The organism is Aureibaculum luteum, assembly GCF_003449015.1.
Lineage (GTDB): Bacteria > Bacteroidota > Bacteroidia > Flavobacteriales > Flavobacteriaceae > Aureibaculum > Aureibaculum luteum.
In genome coordinates, this window is record NZ_QRGD01000001.1 from 157,454 (window position 1) to 174,373 (window position 16,920).

The following is a 16,920-nucleotide window of genomic DNA, read 5'->3' on the forward strand; positions in this document are numbered from 1 at the left end:
ATAAAATGAAAAACATAAAAAATAATCTAAAATTTGTACTCGTATTTGTACTTGGTAGTATAATGTTGAGTTCATGTGATGCCATAATTGATGACTATATAACGGATTTTGGCAATGGACCAATTCTGGCTGAATTTGATAGTCAAAATACAACTGCCAACTTTATACAAGATGGTACAACGCAAACTTATGATGTTTCAATTTCTATCATTGGTGGAGATAATCAACCAATTAATAGACCTGTTGAAGTAACAATAAGTGCTGACCCAAGTTCGACAGCAACGGCTGGTACAGAGTTTAATTTGCCTACAACGTCTTTCACTATACCTGCGGGACAATTATCAACCAATGCTCAAATTGAAGTATTGACTTCTAATTTAGATCCTTTTGATGCAAAAACTCTTGTGTTAAAGATTGATACTTCTACAGAAGGAGTATCGGAAAGTAATTTAACGAGTATTAAATTACAAGGTGTTTGTGAATTAGATTTAAGTGGGTTTGTAGGAGTCTATACTTCGGTTAATACTCGCTTTGCTGCACCACTTGTTTCTACGGTTGAATTAGGTCCAGTGCCAAATTCACTACTTATTACAAATACAGATGGATATGGTGACGATGAGGTTCTTGTATTATTAAGCACAGATGTAACAAATCCTACAATGACGTATATAAGTGAAGAGAACGAAGCGTATCTATATGATAATTCAACTTATGGATGGGTTTGGGCAACAACACTTACTGCTGAACAATCTACTTATAATTCATGTGATTATTCTTTAAATTTAGAATATAAGCGTTGTGTAAGCATTGGTTGTTTTGGTGGATCAAGAGTTATCACTATGACCAAACAATAGTTTATTAAAATAAATGTAAAAACCGTTTTTTTCAATATTGAAAAAAACGGTTTTTTTATGCTCTTAAATTACCTGATTTTTATGATGGTTTGATAAAGGTAGCATAATATAAAGTATTTCAATTTTAAGGTTTTATCTAGATAATAAACATTAATTATGATTGATATTCATTTTAGTAATTTACATGAGAGTATTTACAACAGTAAATCGATTTTGTTAGTAATTTCTTTACAAACAATTGACCTATCTAAAGCAATTTTAGAACAAATTTCAAAAACACTTTTTTATTAACACATTGGCATAATTATTGTGTAAATTTAAAATCAACTAACTACGTGAATAACTATTTTAAATAAAATAGTTAAATTTACTTAAAATAAAAAAAATATGAAAAAACTTGTTCTAGTATTAGGCTTAATTTTAACATGTAGCACCATAATTGCACAAACACGGGTTAATTATAGCTCTACGACAAATGCTTATGGTAGTATTGGCACCGTAGATGCAAACTTAAATAATAGTGATGGTGTCGAAGGAAGCCCATTATTATTTAATGATTGGAATAATTCAGCAACTATATATCTAGACAATGATAAACAATTAGATATTCAAAATATTAATTTCAACATTCAAAATTCCACTTTTGCTTCTAAAATGTCAAAAGACTCCATTTTTACTTTTTACAATGTAAATAAGGTGGTTATGAATAATAGGACATTCATTCAAATTAATAATAAATTTTATGAAAATTTGGCTACAATAAATGATGGTTATCTTTTAAAAAGTTATTCATTAAAAGTTGTTCCTGAAAAACATAAAATTACAAATACAGTGATTGGCCCCGGAAAATATGAAATAGAGAATGACTATTTTCTAATCAATAATGGTAAATTATCGGGAATTAAATTGAGAAAAAAAGATATTCTTCAACACGTGAATACTAAAAAAGACCAAGTTTCAAAATATGTAAAAGATCATAAGCTCTCCTATTCTAAAGAAAGAGATATTGTAAAAATATTTGAACATTTTGAAAACTAGTTTCATCTAACTGAATATAATAATTATAAAACCATCTTTAGAGATGGTTTTTTTATGTCCAAATTACATACCTTTGCTAAATGAAAGAAACCTCTAACATCTTTGGCATAAGAGCAATTATTGAAGCAATAAATGCTGGCCAATCTATGGAAAAAGTATATATTCAGAAAGGTCTAAGCGGTCATTTATTTTCTGAATTAAACACGCTTATAAAACAACATAACATTTCTTCAAGTTATGTACCCATTGAAAAATTAAACCATCTTTCAAAGAATCAAAACCACCAAGGTGTTGTTGGAAAAATTTCTGCTATTGATTTCTATAGTTTAGAAGACATTATTGTAAACAACCAGAAAGAAAATCCGTTATATTTATTATTAGATCAAATTACCGACGTTAGAAATTTTGGTGCCATATTAAGGACAGCAGAATGTACGGGTGTAGATGCTATTATAATACCAAATCAGGGAAGTGCTCCACTAAATGCAGATGCTATCAAAACATCAGCAGGTGCAGCTTTTAAAATTCCTATTTGTAAAGTCAATCATTTGTTAGATGCTATATATCACTTACAAGGAGAAGGCATACAAATTGTTGGTATTACTGAAAAAACAGACACCACACTGTATGAGGTTGAATTTAACAAGCCCACTGCATTAATAATGGGTTCAGAACACAAAGGTATTTCACCAGCAATTCTTAAAATAGCTGATGCTACAGCTAAATTACCATTACTTGGTGATATCGCATCTCTAAACGTATCTGTAGCGTGCGGAGTGGCCTTATATGAAGTGGTAAGACAAAGGAGAAGTTAACACAGAAGTAGTCTTCAGCTGGCAGTACTAAAAACCTATCAACTGCCACTGGTAACTGAAGGCTGATTTATTCTTCTTCGTTATGTTCATCATACATTAGAAAGCCTTCGTTTTCATCAAAGTTTTCATCTTCCCAATAGTACTTTTCAGGTTGAGGGCCATGTTTCCTATAGATGACAGCTAACATTATTCCTATTAAAAATCCTGATAAATGACCTTCCCAAGAAACACCTTCTTTAATGGGCAGAATATACCATATCATGCTTCCATAGAGAAAAATTACAACTAAAGATACCGCTATTAAACGATAATACTTACGAATCATTCCACTAAATAGTATAAAACTAAACAGTAAATAAACCACTCCACTAGCTCCTATATGATACGCAGGTCTTGCAATTAACCATGTTAACAGACCACTTAAAAGGACTCCATAAATAAGCACTTTAAATGCAATATTTCTATAAAAATAAAATAAAGCACTCATTAAAATAAAAAGTGGAATAGAATTATTAAACAAGTGTTTGACTCCACTATGAATAAAAGGAGAAAACGCAATGCCTCGTAATCCTTTTAACGTTTTAGGGTACAATCCGTACTTTGTTAAATACAAATTATAATTACCTTCTACCCAAAACACAACCCATAGAAACAAAACAAAATACAATGGTATTGCAATAACCATTGGTGAAAATTTAAATTGTTTATGTTCTTCTTGTAAATTCATAATTGGGTTATTACAAAAATATACCCAATTTTATAAATATGCACATATTGTCATGAATTACGTATCTTAATATCAAATATTTCTTTCAATTAAAATTAAACCAACTATGTTTTCTTTATTTTTGCATTATGGATGCACCACTAGCAGAACGTATACGACCAAAAACCTTAGACGATTATATTAGTCAACAACATTTGGTTGGTGAAAAAGGAGCTTTAACGGCTCATATCAAAAGAGGTGTCATTCCGTCACTCATCTTATGGGGACCTCCTGGTATTGGTAAAACCACGTTGGCAAATATTATTGCTGTAGAATCTAAGCGTCCTTTTTACACACTAAGTGCTATTAATTCTGGAGTTAAAGATGTTAGAGAAGTAATTGAAAAGGCGAAACAGAGTGGCGGATTATTTACAACTAAAAATCCTATTTTATTTATTGATGAAATACATCGGTTTAGCAAATCACAGCAAGATTCTTTATTAGGAGCCGTTGAAAAAGGTTGGGTTACCTTAATTGGAGCCACTACTGAAAACCCTAGTTTTGAAGTGATACCTGCCCTACTCTCTCGCTGTCAAGTTTATATATTAAATTCTTTTGACAAAATTGATTTAATAGCTCTTTTGAAAAGAGCTATAGCTGAGGATAGTATTATTTCTAAAAAGAAAATAGAATTAAAAGAAACGGATGCTTTGTTGCAACTCTCTGGTGGTGACGCTAGAAAACTACTTAATATTTTTGAGTTAATTGTAAATGCAGAAGATGAACCTATTGTTATTACTAATGAAAAGGTTTTAGAAAAAGTTCAAAATAATACGGTACGTTACGATAAAACTGGAGAACAGCATTATGACATCATATCGGCATTTATTAAATCTATCCGTGGTAGTGATCCCAATGGTGCGGTTTATTGGTTAGCACGTATGATTGAAGGTGGTGAAGATGGCAAATTCATTGCCAGAAGATTAGTTATTTTAGCATCAGAAGATATTGGTAATGCCAACCCAAATGCCCTAATGTTGGCTACTTCAACGTTCCAAGCTGTTTCGGTAATCGGTAATCCAGAATCCAGAATTATTCTAAGCCAATGTGCGGTGTATCTAGCTAATTCTCCAAAAAGTAACGCTTCATATATGGCTATTGGTAACGCCCAGCAGTTGGTGCAACAAACTGGTGATTTATCTGTGCCCTTACATTTAAGAAATGCTCCAACAAAATTAATGAAAGATTTAGATTATGGTAAGAATTATCAATATGCACATAACTATGATGATAATTTTATCAATCAAGAATTTTTACCCGACGAAATCAAAAACACAACATTATACCAACCTGGAAATAATAGTAGAGAAAATAACTTTAGAGAATTTCTAAAAAAACGCTGGAAGGATAAATACAACTATTAACCTTTCTGTTAATCAAAAAACCATCAAATTCTAAATGCATATTATCAAACAAAGGTACTGGTACTACCCCTTTATTAAGATTACCATTTTACTTCAAACTCTTGCTTAAAACGGTGTCCTCCATGATAAAATTCAGCATACCATTTTTGACCTTCTTTAAAGAAAATACCAGATCTATCTTTTATATAATAAACATCTTCTTTTTCAGATTTTAACAATTGAAAAACAATTTTAGGATCGCTATCCACTAGGTTATAACCCATTCTATTTTCTTGAGCATAAAGTTTCTTTGCGGTTGGCAGGCCTAAAAGGACTCCTTTTTGGTTTAAATCTTTAAAATTGTTAATAATACTAGATGTACTTGTTGATTTTACAATTGTCTCTTCAACTTCAACAATTTCTTCTTCTACTTCAGCAATTTGAATTTCTTCTGGTATTTCAACTTCTGCAGTTTCTATAATTTCAACTTCTTGTACTGCTTCTTCTACGACAGCTGCAGCTTCTGCAGCAGCTTTCCTTACAGCATTTTTAGCGTCTTGAACAGTACTTTTTGCAATTGCTGATTGGGTATTATCAGCGTTTACTTTATTGTAATTTTGTGCTGTTACAAATTCAAATGCTTTTCGTAATGCCTCTTGATATCCTTTCTTGTATTCCTTTTCTTTGCTTATCCCCTCTCCAGTAATAAGTACTTTTTGATTTTTACAATTTATTAATTCGATAACCAATTTTGTAGTAAACATGTTAGAAGTATTATTAACACGAGCAGTTAAAACGTCACAAGGATTTTTTGATATTTCCAATGGGATTTCTAAGTTATCAAACTGCGTTTTAAACCCTTCCTTTTCAAATAGAAATTTAGTTAAGGAATTTAATTGATATTGATCATCCGTTTTTTGAAAATCATATTTTGCAGGAATAATTACATACTTATAGTCATCTAATGATTGTCCTATAACTGTATTAGATATAAATATTGTAATAATAATGAACAACGATTTCAATTTCATAATATAAATTTTAGTTGATAAAGATAAGAATAATTTTAGTCAAAAATTAAATTCATCCCTAAACTAAAAGACATTTTAGTAGCTCTTTATAAATTACGAAATTCAAGAATATTATCTATGGCAGAATAACAATTAAATTTTCTCAATAAGTAATAGGAACAATTAAACTAATTCCATATAAAGTTATAATTCTAAAGATATTGTTTTATTTCTAAAAGGCCGGTTATATTAATAACACCATCTGTTTCTGTGTTATGCTTTTCTTTAAAATGTATTGTTTTCATACCTACGGCCTTTGCTCCTAAAATATCAGCCTCAAAATTATCGCCAATCATTACACTATCGTTAATAGTAGCTTTCGCTAACTGCATAGCATGATGAAAAATTTTGGGGTTAGGCTTTTTGACGCCCACGCTCTCGGAGGTAATTACTTTATCAAAGAATTCTAGTATACCAGAGGTATTCATTTTTTTAGTCTGAACTTCATCAAATCCATTCGTTATAATATGCAACCCATATTTTGGCGATAAATAATTCAATATATCAACCGCACCATCAAAAAGGGTATTATAATTTGATAAATTATCGATATACACTTTACTTAAAAGATCTATTTTAGGGTCAGAAATTCGATATGACAATAAATCAAATGTTTCTTTTAACCGTTTATATCTTAAAAGTTTCTTACTCACTCGATCTTCACGATAAAGCTTCCAATACTTTAAATTTATAGGTTTATAATGAATTAAAAATTCATCTATATTCACTCCTATTCCATTCTCCTTGAATATAAATTCAAAAGCTTGAGCTGAATTGGTTTCAAAATCCCATAATGTATGGTCCAAATCGAAAAAAATATGTTTTATTGACATTAAGGAAGATAAATGATTATGTTTGATGGTAAAATTACAACTTTAGAAGTTGTCTTTAATCTCAAACATAAGTTTATAGTGAAATTTAATCTTAAATTAATATTTACAACTCCATTTCAAAAAAACATTGCAACACTTTTTAGTGGCACTTTATTAGCTCAATTAATTAATGTAATTGGTGCTTTGTTTTTAGCAAAAATATATGCCCCTGAGTTTTACGGAGCCTATAGTGTTTTTTTAAGTTTCGTAAGTATTTTAACTATTGTAAATAGTTTAAAATTAGAATATGTTATAATTACTGATAAATCAGAAGAAAAGAGTAATAATATGGTCAATGCCATATTGATTATTGTTTTAATAGTTAGTGCTATACATTTATTTCTTTTCGCACTATTTGAAGATTTTTTTTTTAAGCATGGAATTATTTATATCATATTATTATTGAGTAGTATTACCTCAATATTTTTATCGAATGCGAAATTATTGGAATCTTACGCTACAAGAAAATCATGGTTTAAAAATATAGCAAATGCTAGAGTTTTAATGGCAATCTGTACCGTTTTATTTCAATTTGTATTATTTTACTACAGCGTAAATGGACTTATTTATGGATATACAGGTGCTGTACTTGTACTTTTTATTTTTTACATTTTTATTTCGAAAAATATTATTAAAAAGCCCGATTTAAAACTATTTAAAAACACTATTAAGTATCATAAAAACATTATTCGTTTTGCGTATCCTTCAGGATTGATTAATGGTGTTGCCAATTACATTCTACCCATATTAATACTGGCTTACTTTTCTGCTGCGGAATCTGGAGTTTATGCGTTAGGCTTAAAAGTAGTATCCGTACCTCTATTTATTATTTCTTCTTCTATTTCTCAAGTTTATTTTCAGAAAGCATCAGATTTTTTCAACCATGCCAAATACAAACTTTATGATTTTACAAAAAAAGTAGCCCTAACAAATATTTTAATCATGTTAGCCATTCTATTAGTAATTAACACCATTGGTATTTATTTATTAGAATTATTTTTTGATAAGGATTGGGAAAATTTAAGTATTTATATTGTCATCCTCTCTTTCTTTGTACTTGGTCAAGTAGCCTTTTCTCCTATTAGCTCATTAATAGTAATTATTAATAAAATGCATATAGGATTGATTTTTAATATTACCTTGGCTTTTATTAATTTTATAGCCATTTACGTTGGTCAGCTCTATAACAATATCGTTTATACCGTTCTTATTTTCTCTATTGTTGGTGGACTAAGTTATATTATTTTATTAATTTATTTTTTATCGTTACTTAAAACGTATAAAAAAGAGGTCTAATATTTATTTCAGGCAAAGAATAGATTTTATCGTTGTCAGATGAAAAATCAATTTAACTAATTGCGAAATCAGATAATAATTACAAAAATGATATTCAAATTATTTGCAATTAACTACGGAACGTTATAACTTTAAAAGTTCGGGCTGAATTAATTTCAAAGTCCCATATGTATTATCCAAATCTAAAAAACGTGTTTTACATATATGAAGCTCATTTAATAGTATTAGACACAATTATGCTATTTTTTAAATTTTCATCTTTGAATAAACTTATCTAATTGGAAAAAAAGTTACATATTTTATTTTTAAATGGATGGTATCCTTCTAGGGTAATGCCCTTTAACGGTGATTTTATACAGAGACATGCAGAAGCAGTCGCTATAAAAAACAAAGTAACTTCTATACATGTTATTACCGATGACAATATCAATAATAATTTAGAAATTGAAAAAAAACAAATTAATGGCGTTACTACTATAATTGGTTATGTAAAACCAACTCAAAATAAAATTTTAAAAGGATACTTATTTTATAAAGCCTATAAACAAATTTTTAAATTAATTAAACCATATCAACTTGTACATGTTAATAGAATTTATCCCATTGGACTCATTGCTGTATATCTAAAATTATTTAAAAAAAAGCCCTTCATAGTATCCGAGCACTGGACAGGTTATCTCACTCATAAAATAGGAAGGGTTGAAATTTTTTTTTCTAAATCAATAGCAAAAAACGCATCCTATATTTGTCCTGTTAGTGATCATTTAGGGTTAATGATGCAAAAAAAAGGATTAAAAGGTAATTATACAACGATACCTAATGTAGTTAATACGAATATTTTTAGGCCACTAAACACAAAAAATAATACATTTACATTATTGCACATCTCGCATATGGGAGACAAGCACAAAAACATTTCTGGTCAATTAAGAGTAATGTCTAAATTAAAAGAAGAAAATTCAAACTTTAAATTTTATTTAATTGGAGAAAACTCTTTTAGGTATAAACCAATTATAAAGGAACTAAATATAGCATCTAACGTAATTCTCATAAGTCAAATAAAGCATTCTGAGATTCCGGAATATATGCATAAAGCTGATTTACTCATTCAATTTAGTAATTACGAAAATCTTCCTTGTGTAATTTTAGAAGCTTTTGCTTGTGGATTACCAGTTATATCAACAAATGTTGGTGGGATTTCTGAGCATTTCCCTGAGAATTTTGGAACACTTATTTCAAAAAATGAAGAAAAAGAATTATTAAACAGTATCTTAAGTTTTAGAAAAAAAAGTACTACTGAAAATGCATTAATTATGCATAAATATATAGAATCAAAATTTTCCCCTCCGGTTCTTTGTGATAAATTTACAAGTTTATACAAACAAGCATTATTAAGAATTAATAAATGATAGACGGATTAAAAGATTTACTATCAGGTTTTAGAAACAGGAATGGTATGAGTATTTTTTATGCTACCATTTTAGCTAGAATATTATCTTTCTTTACTTCTTGGATTGCTTTACAGCTTATAGACCATAAAGACTTAGGGGTAGTCATATATGCGTTTACCTTAATTTCATTCATAATACCAATTAGTGGATTAGGGCTTCATCAAAGTTTAATAAGATATGGGTCATTATCAACATCTGATACCACTAAAAATCAAATCTTTAAATATGTTTTAAATAAAGGATTAATATCTTCAATTGTATTAGTATTAATAATTATTTTAATCAGTTTACTCTTTAAAAGTTATTTTCTAAATGGTATTAATTACCTTATTATTTTATCATTTGCAATGCCTACATTTTTCCTTTTAGAAATTGTAAAAGTTCAGTATAGACTTAAACATCAAAATAAAACATTCGCATTTGTTGAAGTTAGTTATAATATTTTACTCATAATTTTAGTGACTATTTTAAGTTATACTTACAAAGAGTTGGGTTATACCATTGCTTTGGTTATAGCCCCATTATTAACTTCCGTACTATTTATCAAGAAATTAAACATTGACTTTAAAATAAAAGTAAAACCAGATATTATAAATTTTGGCTTTTGGAAATATGGCTTTTTTGCAAGCCTTTCAAATGTTGCAACAAAATTTTTAACCGCAATAGATATTATCTTGATTGGGTATTTATTAAAAAATTCAGAAATGGTTACTGTTTATAAATATATTTCTCTTATTCCTCTGAGCTTACTATTTATCTCACAAGTATTTATTACAACTGATTTTGTTAATTTAACAGAAAACATTTACAACAAAAATTACATTAAAAAATATATTAAAAATTACATGTTTTTATTTGCATTTATAAGTATTTGCATTGGGTTTTCCTCTTGGTTATTTGCCGAAGACTTATTACTTTTTTTCGGTACTGAATTTATAAATTATAAAGCCTCCTTTTTAGTTTTAATACTGGGAGCCATTGGTATTTTAATTTTAAGAGGCCTATATGGTAATCTTCTTTCAATCATTGGTAAAGCCAATATCAACTACTATATCGCTATATCAGCTATTGTTTTAAATGTAATTCTTAATTATTATTTAATTCCCAACTATGGTATTTTTGGAGCTGCTTTAACCTCTACATTGTTAATGTGGATAACAGGAATTATTTCTTGTTTTGCTTTTTATAAGTTGTATAAAAAGTTTCTAGTACATCAGAAATTAGATTAATTGCCATTTTTTATACTGAAAATAGATTTCTTTTATTGCACCAAAACTTTTATAAAAGGATGCAATTTCAGTAATCATAGAGCCTTCAAAATCTAAAACAAATGGCTCACCCGCATATCGTTTAATCATAAAATCAATTAAAAAGGACATGGCTTGTTTTTCTCTTCCTAAATTATTTAATGCTGAAAATAAATTTGTAATTCTATGTTCATCTTTTAAAAACATAGCCCCTCCAAGCAGTTTGTCATTTGAATTAAAAACTTCATAAATGAGTATTTTCCCCAAGAGTTGGCCTTGATTAACTAATCGTTGCAGTGCTAAGTAATCTTGTGCAGATTTTTGTAAATCTTCTCCTTTATTTTCTCTAAACAGCTCAATAATTGCATTTGTCGAAGTCGTCTTTTTTATTTTTAAACCAAACTTTTGGGCTTGCTTCACACTGCTTTTCCGACCTTTTGAATAGCCTTTAAGTAATACCTGATAACTATTATTTTCTAGAGGTAGCACAAAATTGTCTCTAGGCTCTATATGCTTTATAGAAAAATGATTGGTGGTGTTGAGCATCATGTCAATCAATTTGAATTTCTTCGGTATCTTTTGAATAAAATCTTCAAATAATTTCGATTCTATTTTTTTGTCCGAAAAAAGCCCTAATTGTTGTATCCATGGAGCTTGGTAAATGTAATTAATTCCGTATTTTACACGTCTTGGCAACGGCATAACAGCGTTGTAATCATTTAAAACCAATGCATCCCAAGTATCACAAACGGCATCTAGATACCAACTAAAGCCATAAACACGGCTACTCATTGATTCTAAAATACAATGATCATACTTTAACAGATCAATTTGACTCCTAGTTAAATACCGAATCATAAAAAATGTTTTAGGCTGATGGTGTTAACTTTTTAAACATATCTATGTAAATTTTACGCCATCGTCTCCATCTGTATCTATTACCCAATGTTTCGTTATGAAAAAGCGTAATAAAAGTACCATCCACTTTTTTAACTTGATTGGCTAAGTCAATAATTACTTCAAAAGACTTTTTATTTGGAAGATTTAAATAATCTTTTAAAGTACCATCCATAACCGCAAAAGGAAAAACTTTTAATGGCGTTTGAATTTCAAATTCTAAATCATAGAAATAAAACGGCGTGCATGTGCTCGCCCTAAAACCGAAATGAGAAGCATACCCCATAGTATAATCTTCCTTTACTTCTAAATTTACCAAATTTTGATACGTTTCTGGTAAATCTAAACGCAGATAATGTTGTCTCGATTTCTCAATAGGTCTGTTTACAATAGATTCTAATCGCAATTTTTCTTTCTGTAATTTACTTTCGTCTTTTGAAGTAAAGTACGATGGATGTAACCCAACTTCAGCATAATCGGCTACAGATTTAATTAATGATTGATAACTAGCATTTCTTGAAGATGTATTTTTATCGAAAGTGGTATATCCACCCACAGAAAAGAAAAATATAGTTCTGATATTATATTGTTTTTGTAAACTAATTAGGTCATCAAAAGTATCGAAAGGGTCTTGTTTAAAGCCTAAAATAACCAACGACCTATACCATAAATCAAAAAGCCTCAATTTTGATAAATCTTTAAAATATCCAGCCACTGTTCTTACCAAACCTTTATGTTTAAAACAGTACGCAATATCAACATCTATAGTTGATATAAATTTGAATTCTCTTTGTTTTAATATACTTGATGGGTACTTTTCTTTCAATATTTGCTTAAATTTATATGCCCAAATATCAATTAAAGGTTTATGTAAAAATTGATGCTTAAATGCTAGGCTATCTTCTGCTGGATAACGTTCATGTTCATCTCTAAGATGCGGTAAATATTCTTCATATCTACTCACTAAATAAAAGGTAGCTGCAAATATGTCAAATGGCACGGAAGCCTCTTGTCGTGTTTGAAAAAAACACTGAACGCCATCCCATTCGCCCATTTTAATTTCAATATCATTAATACCTTGCTCAAACAGAAGATCAGTACTTCTAATAAATATTTCATTCCCAAAGGGTTGTTTACCATAGGATAATTTATATCCTTCATGGGCAATAAAATCTTCTACTTTTGATGTAAAATCAACTTGAATTTTTAAAATCCTTGTAAAAAAGTGTTTGAAAGTATAGGTTAACCTAGGCGTTATTTTATTGGAATATACTAGTAGCATTATTTTTTCATGTTCAGTTTTCGACAGGCAGTTGCAGTCTTCGTATGACTATTCATAGTATAACAAACTAATAGTTATGATGTAAAAACTACATCAAATTACCATCTGCAAAGCTAAAGTAATCTTTTTCAGTTATTATTAAATGGTCTAATACTTTTATATCTAAAGTTTTACCTGCTTCTTGTATTTTTTTTGTCAAATCAATATCTGCTTTACTAGGTTTTAAATTTCCTGACGGATGGTTATGACTGAGAATAATGGCAACGGATGAAAGCTCTAATGCTTTTTTAAATAACATTCTAACATCTACTAAAGTGCCGGTTATACCACCGCTACTTAATTTGTTTTTGTAAATAATTTTATTAGAATTGTTTAAATAGAGTAACCAAAATTCTTCATGTAATAATTCGCCAATTATGGGTTGCATAATTTCAAAAACCGCCTTACTACTAGATATTTTTGGTTTTATTAAAGCCTCTTCTAATCTTCGTCTTCGACCAAGTTCTAAGGCAGTAATTATCGTGATAGCTTTAGCTTCTCCTATTCCTTTAAATTGCATTAGATCGTTAACAGACAGTTTACCCAATTCGCTTAGATTATTATTTACATTCGCTAAAATTCGCTTTGACAAATCTACAGCACTTTCTTGTCTATTTCCAGATCCAATTAATATAGCAACCAACTCTGCATCAGATAAAGAGTCTTTACCCTTAATTATTAATTTTTCTCTTGGTCTGTCATCTTCCTTCCAACCTTTAATTGAAGTTGGTTTATTTTGATCGTCCATGCTTACTACTCCTATTTATGAAATTATTCTTTTACTAGAATTTGTTCAATTTAATAAATAATTATCTTTCTATGCATTAAGTAGTTACTTAAAGTATAAAAAAGGATCTTACTTATCAAATTTTATGTCCTTATGCTTCTAAAACACAACTATTGAAGTCAATAGCACTCATTTTCTACTAAAATTTAAAAAGTTCAAATAAGTATTAGAAAAAACAATACTTTTGTATATACTTTCAAATTTAAAATTATTTATGAGAATAATTATTGCTGGTGCTGGTGAAGTAGGTTTTCATTTAGCCAAGCTACTCTCTTTTGAAGCTCACGACATTACACTTATCGATGAAAAATCGGAACGATTGCACTATGCTGATTTACGTTTAGATATAAAAGTAATGAAAGGTAATGCCACATCAATACGAGTTTTAAAACAAGCTGATGTAAAACATACAGATTTGGTAATAGCAGTAACTTCAAATGAAACTGTTAACATTACAATATGCTTTTTAGCTAAAAGACTGGGTGCTAAGCAAACCATTGCGAGAGTTCGTAATTCAGAATTCATAGATAATAAAAATGAAATCAATTTTTCAGAATATGGTATTGATGAATTAATTTCTACAGAAGAATTAGCTACCAAAGAAATTAAAATGCTTCTGAATCAGGCTGCATTTAACCATATGCATGAATTTGAAGATGGTCAATTGAGCTTATTAGGTATTATATTATCCAAATCGGCACCATTTGTAGGAATGTCTGTAAAAGAGGCCGCAGCTACTTTTCCAGAAATTCATTTTATGCCCATTGCAATACAGACTAATAATTCTAGTAATAGTATTATCCCCAGAGGTGATACTGTGTTTAAAAGTGGTGACCTTGCTTTTTTTATTACGGTAAAAGAAGGTGTTAATGAATTATATAAATTAACTGGAAAAACAAGAGAGCCGGTAAAAAACATAATGATATTGGGTGGTAGTTCTGTAGGCAGAAGAGTAGCCAAACAACTATGCAACAAACACCTAAATGTCAAAATTATAGAAAAAAACAAAACAAGAGCATTAGAATTGGCTGATAGGTTACCAAATGCCTTGGTTATACATGGTGATGGTAGAGATATTGAACTATTAGATGAGGAAAGTATAGAAAGCATGGATGTTTTCATTGGAGCTACAACAAGCTCTGAAGCAAATATTATGGCCTGCTTAATTGCAAAATCAAAGGGTGTTAAAAAAACGATTGCATTAGCTGAAATTGTAGATTATTCTAAACTTTCTCATTCCATCGGAATTCATAGTATTATCAATAAAAAATTATTAGCAGCAAATTCAATTTTTAAACATGTTAGAAAAGGAGATGTTTTAGAAATTGCTACCTTAAATAATTTAGATGTTGAAATCTTAGAATTTCAAGTTAGAGAAGGATCTAAAATCACAACTAAAGACATTAGAGATTTAAACTTGCCTAGAGAAGCTACCATTGGTGGTGTTATTAGAGATGGGAAAGGAGTCATAGCTTTAGGTGACTTTAGAATTAGAACGAATGATAAAGTAGTTGTTAGCTGTTTATCAGATACACTTAAAAAGGTTGAAAAGTTTTTCGCCTAAGATCACATTATAATATAAATGAAAAATTTAAACATAAAAATCATTTTTCAAATGATGGGGTTTCTCCTCATTTTTAATGGTCTTTTTATGCTCATATCAGCAGGTGTAAGTTTCTATTACAAAGATGGTGCTACTGAAGGAATCTTTTTTGCAGGCATCATCACCATATTGGCAGGGTTAATTTCAAGGTTTACAACCAAAAATTTTAAAAAAAGAATTAATAAGCAAGAGGGCTACATTATTGTTACCCTTGGTTGGGTTTTTATGTCTTTATCAGGTTCTTTACCCTATCTGTTCTCTGAAGCAATACCTTCATTTACCAATGCTTTTTTTGAAACTATGTCAGGCTATACCACAACAGGAGCCTCCATTTTAAATGATATTGAAAGTATGCCACAGGGTATACTCTTTTGGCGTAGTACAACACATTGGATTGGCGGTATGGGTATTATCGTTTTAACCATTGCCGTTTTACCTTTATTAGGAATTGGTGGTATGCAACTTTTTGCTGCAGAAGCTCCAGGGCCTTCTGCAGATAAATTACATCCACGTATTACAGACACTGCTAAAAGATTGTATTTAATTTATTTAGGCCTTACAGTAGCGGAAGCTGTATTTTTAAAACTAGCTGGAATGAGTGTTTTCGATGCTGCAAACCATGCTATGAGTACACTTTCTACTGGTGGATTTTCAACAAAAAATGCGAGCGTTGCTTTTTGGAATGACAAACCAATAATACACTATATCATAACCATTTTCATGATCATTGCAGGTACAAATTTTGTATTAACTTATTTTGCTTTCAGAGGAAAATTAAGTAATGTTTTTAAAGATGAAGAGTTTAGAGCCTATATTCTTAATATTATAGGAATTAGTGTTATTGTAGCGTTAATTATTTATTTTAGAGCAGATGTATCTAATCTTGCAACGGAGACACAGTTAATAGATCATCCTATGGTTTATGGCAGATTAGAAAGTGCCTTTAGACATGCTTTCTTTCAAGTAGCCAGTGTTATAACTACTACAGGATTTGTTTCAGCTGATTTTACCGTTTGGACTCATTTTTTAACCATATTGTTTTTTATCCTAATGTTTTTTGGTGCTTCGGCTGGTTCAACATCTGGTGGTATTAAATTTGTTCGTCATATTATAATGATAAAAAACGGTATTTTAGAATTTAAACGATCAATGCATCCAAGTGCGATTATACCCGTTTGGTATAATGGTAAAACAGTTTCTCAAGATATTGTATTTAACATTATGGCTTTTGTTATCCTCTACTTAATAGTATTTGCCTTAGGCTCTCTTGTCTTTGGATTACTTGGTCTTGATTTTATAAGTGCTATTGGTGGTTCTGCTTCTTCTCTAGGTAATGTTGGACCTGCATTTGGTCAATTAAGCCCGGTAAACAATTATGATAGTTTACCAAGTTTAGGTAAATGGTGGTCTGCCTTTTTAATGTTATTAGGTAGACTCGAGTTATTTACCGTTTTAATACTATTTACCCCTTACTTTTGGAAAACAGGGAAGTTCTAAATAAAAAAAATCCATCTTAAATTAATAAGATGGATTTTTGTTTGAATACTATCTTTCAATCAA

General features: G+C 29.6%; 15 protein-coding genes. 9 read left to right on the forward strand and 6 right to left on the reverse strand.

The annotated features are described in order from the left end of the window. Positions 1–5: 5 nt before the first annotated feature. The 3 genes from D3P13_RS00825 (at position 6) to rlmB (ending at position 2,707) form a co-directional block, all read left to right on the forward strand. Positions 6–854 carry a hypothetical protein gene (locus tag D3P13_RS00825; protein ID WP_157972792.1) on the forward strand — a complete coding sequence of 283 codons (849 nt, stop codon included), beginning with the start codon at positions 6–8 and terminating at the stop codon, positions 852–854. A gap of 387 nt (positions 855–1,241) precedes the next feature. Continuing rightward, on the forward strand, positions 1,242–1,892 hold the full coding sequence (locus D3P13_RS00830; protein WP_117879405.1) for a hypothetical protein: 651 nt from the start codon (positions 1,242–1,244) through the stop codon (positions 1,890–1,892). A gap of 80 nt (positions 1,893–1,972) precedes the next feature. Next, positions 1,973–2,707 carry a 23S rRNA (guanosine(2251)-2'-O)-methyltransferase RlmB gene (rlmB, locus tag D3P13_RS00835; protein ID WP_117879406.1) on the forward strand — a complete coding sequence of 245 codons (735 nt, stop codon included), beginning with the start codon at positions 1,973–1,975 and terminating at the stop codon, positions 2,705–2,707. A 67-nt stretch (positions 2,708–2,774) separates the two neighbouring features. On the opposite strand, the gene D3P13_RS00840 is transcribed toward rlmB, so the two are convergent. Next, positions 2,775–3,434, reverse strand: a complete 660-nt coding sequence (locus tag D3P13_RS00840) for a rhomboid family intramembrane serine protease (RefSeq protein ID WP_117879407.1) — start codon at positions 3,432–3,434, stop codon at positions 2,775–2,777. A 128-nt stretch (positions 3,435–3,562) separates the two neighbouring features. Here D3P13_RS00840 and D3P13_RS00845 point away from each other — a divergent pair, with 128 nt between their 5' ends. Further along, complete coding sequence (locus D3P13_RS00845; RefSeq protein WP_117879408.1) at positions 3,563–4,837, forward strand: replication-associated recombination protein A; 1,275 nt, start codon at positions 3,563–3,565, stop codon at positions 4,835–4,837. 80 nt (positions 4,838–4,917) lie between these two features. On the opposite strand, the gene D3P13_RS00850 is transcribed toward D3P13_RS00845, so the two are convergent. Together D3P13_RS00850 and D3P13_RS00855 are read right to left on the reverse strand one after the other, a co-directional pair. Next, positions 4,918–5,847: a hypothetical protein gene (locus D3P13_RS00850; RefSeq protein ID WP_117879409.1), complete on the reverse strand. Its 930-nt coding sequence runs from the start codon at positions 5,845–5,847 to the stop codon at positions 4,918–4,920. 191 nt (positions 5,848–6,038) lie between these two features. Further along, positions 6,039–6,719 (reverse strand): YjjG family noncanonical pyrimidine nucleotidase, encoded by a 681-nt coding sequence (locus D3P13_RS00855; protein ID WP_117879410.1) that lies wholly within the window; start codon positions 6,717–6,719, stop codon positions 6,039–6,041. 78 nt (positions 6,720–6,797) lie between these two features. On the opposite strand from D3P13_RS00855, the gene D3P13_RS00860 reads away from it, so the two are divergent. The 3 genes from D3P13_RS00860 to D3P13_RS00870 all read left to right on the forward strand — a co-directional run bounded on the left by D3P13_RS00860 (position 6,798) and on the right by D3P13_RS00870 (position 10,734). Beyond that, positions 6,798–8,054, forward strand: coding sequence for a lipopolysaccharide biosynthesis protein (locus D3P13_RS00860; protein WP_157972793.1), 1,257 nt, complete (start codon positions 6,798–6,800; stop codon positions 8,052–8,054). 278 nt (positions 8,055–8,332) lie between these two features. Next, on the forward strand, positions 8,333–9,463 hold the full coding sequence (locus D3P13_RS00865; RefSeq protein WP_117879412.1) for a glycosyltransferase family 4 protein: 1,131 nt from the start codon (positions 8,333–8,335) through the stop codon (positions 9,461–9,463). Beyond that, positions 9,460–10,734 (forward strand): oligosaccharide flippase family protein, encoded by a 1,275-nt coding sequence (locus D3P13_RS00870; RefSeq protein WP_117879413.1) that lies wholly within the window; start codon positions 9,460–9,462, stop codon positions 10,732–10,734. The genes D3P13_RS00865 and D3P13_RS00870 overlap by 4 nt, the downstream gene beginning before the upstream one ends. Here D3P13_RS00870 and D3P13_RS00875 read toward each other — a convergent pair. From D3P13_RS00875 to radC, 3 genes are all read right to left on the reverse strand, one after another. Continuing rightward, the gene (locus D3P13_RS00875) at positions 10,726–11,610 is read right to left on the reverse strand and encodes a peptidoglycan bridge formation glycyltransferase FemA/FemB family protein (protein ID WP_117879414.1); all 885 of its coding nucleotides are present in this window, start codon (positions 11,608–11,610) and stop codon (positions 10,726–10,728) included. The two genes, D3P13_RS00870 and D3P13_RS00875, sit on opposite strands and share 9 nt — an antisense overlap. A gap of 10 nt (positions 11,611–11,620) precedes the next feature. Continuing rightward, on the reverse strand, positions 11,621–12,931 hold the full coding sequence (locus D3P13_RS00880; protein ID WP_117879415.1) for a polysaccharide deacetylase family protein: 1,311 nt from the start codon (positions 12,929–12,931) through the stop codon (positions 11,621–11,623). An 88-nt stretch (positions 12,932–13,019) separates the two neighbouring features. After that, entirely contained in the window at positions 13,020–13,718 is a 699-nt protein-coding gene (gene radC, locus D3P13_RS00885; RefSeq protein ID WP_117879416.1) for a RadC family protein, read from the reverse strand. Between the two features lie 253 nt (positions 13,719–13,971). On the opposite strand from radC, the gene trkA reads away from it, so the two are divergent. Continuing rightward, positions 13,972–15,321 (forward strand): Trk system potassium transporter TrkA, encoded by a 1,350-nt coding sequence (gene trkA / locus D3P13_RS00890; protein WP_117879417.1) that lies wholly within the window; start codon positions 13,972–13,974, stop codon positions 15,319–15,321. Positions 15,322–15,339: 18 nt separating this feature from the next. Then, positions 15,340–16,857 carry a TrkH family potassium uptake protein gene (locus tag D3P13_RS00895; protein WP_117879418.1) on the forward strand — a complete coding sequence of 506 codons (1,518 nt, stop codon included), beginning with the start codon at positions 15,340–15,342 and terminating at the stop codon, positions 16,855–16,857. Positions 16,858–16,920 lie beyond the last annotated feature (63 nt).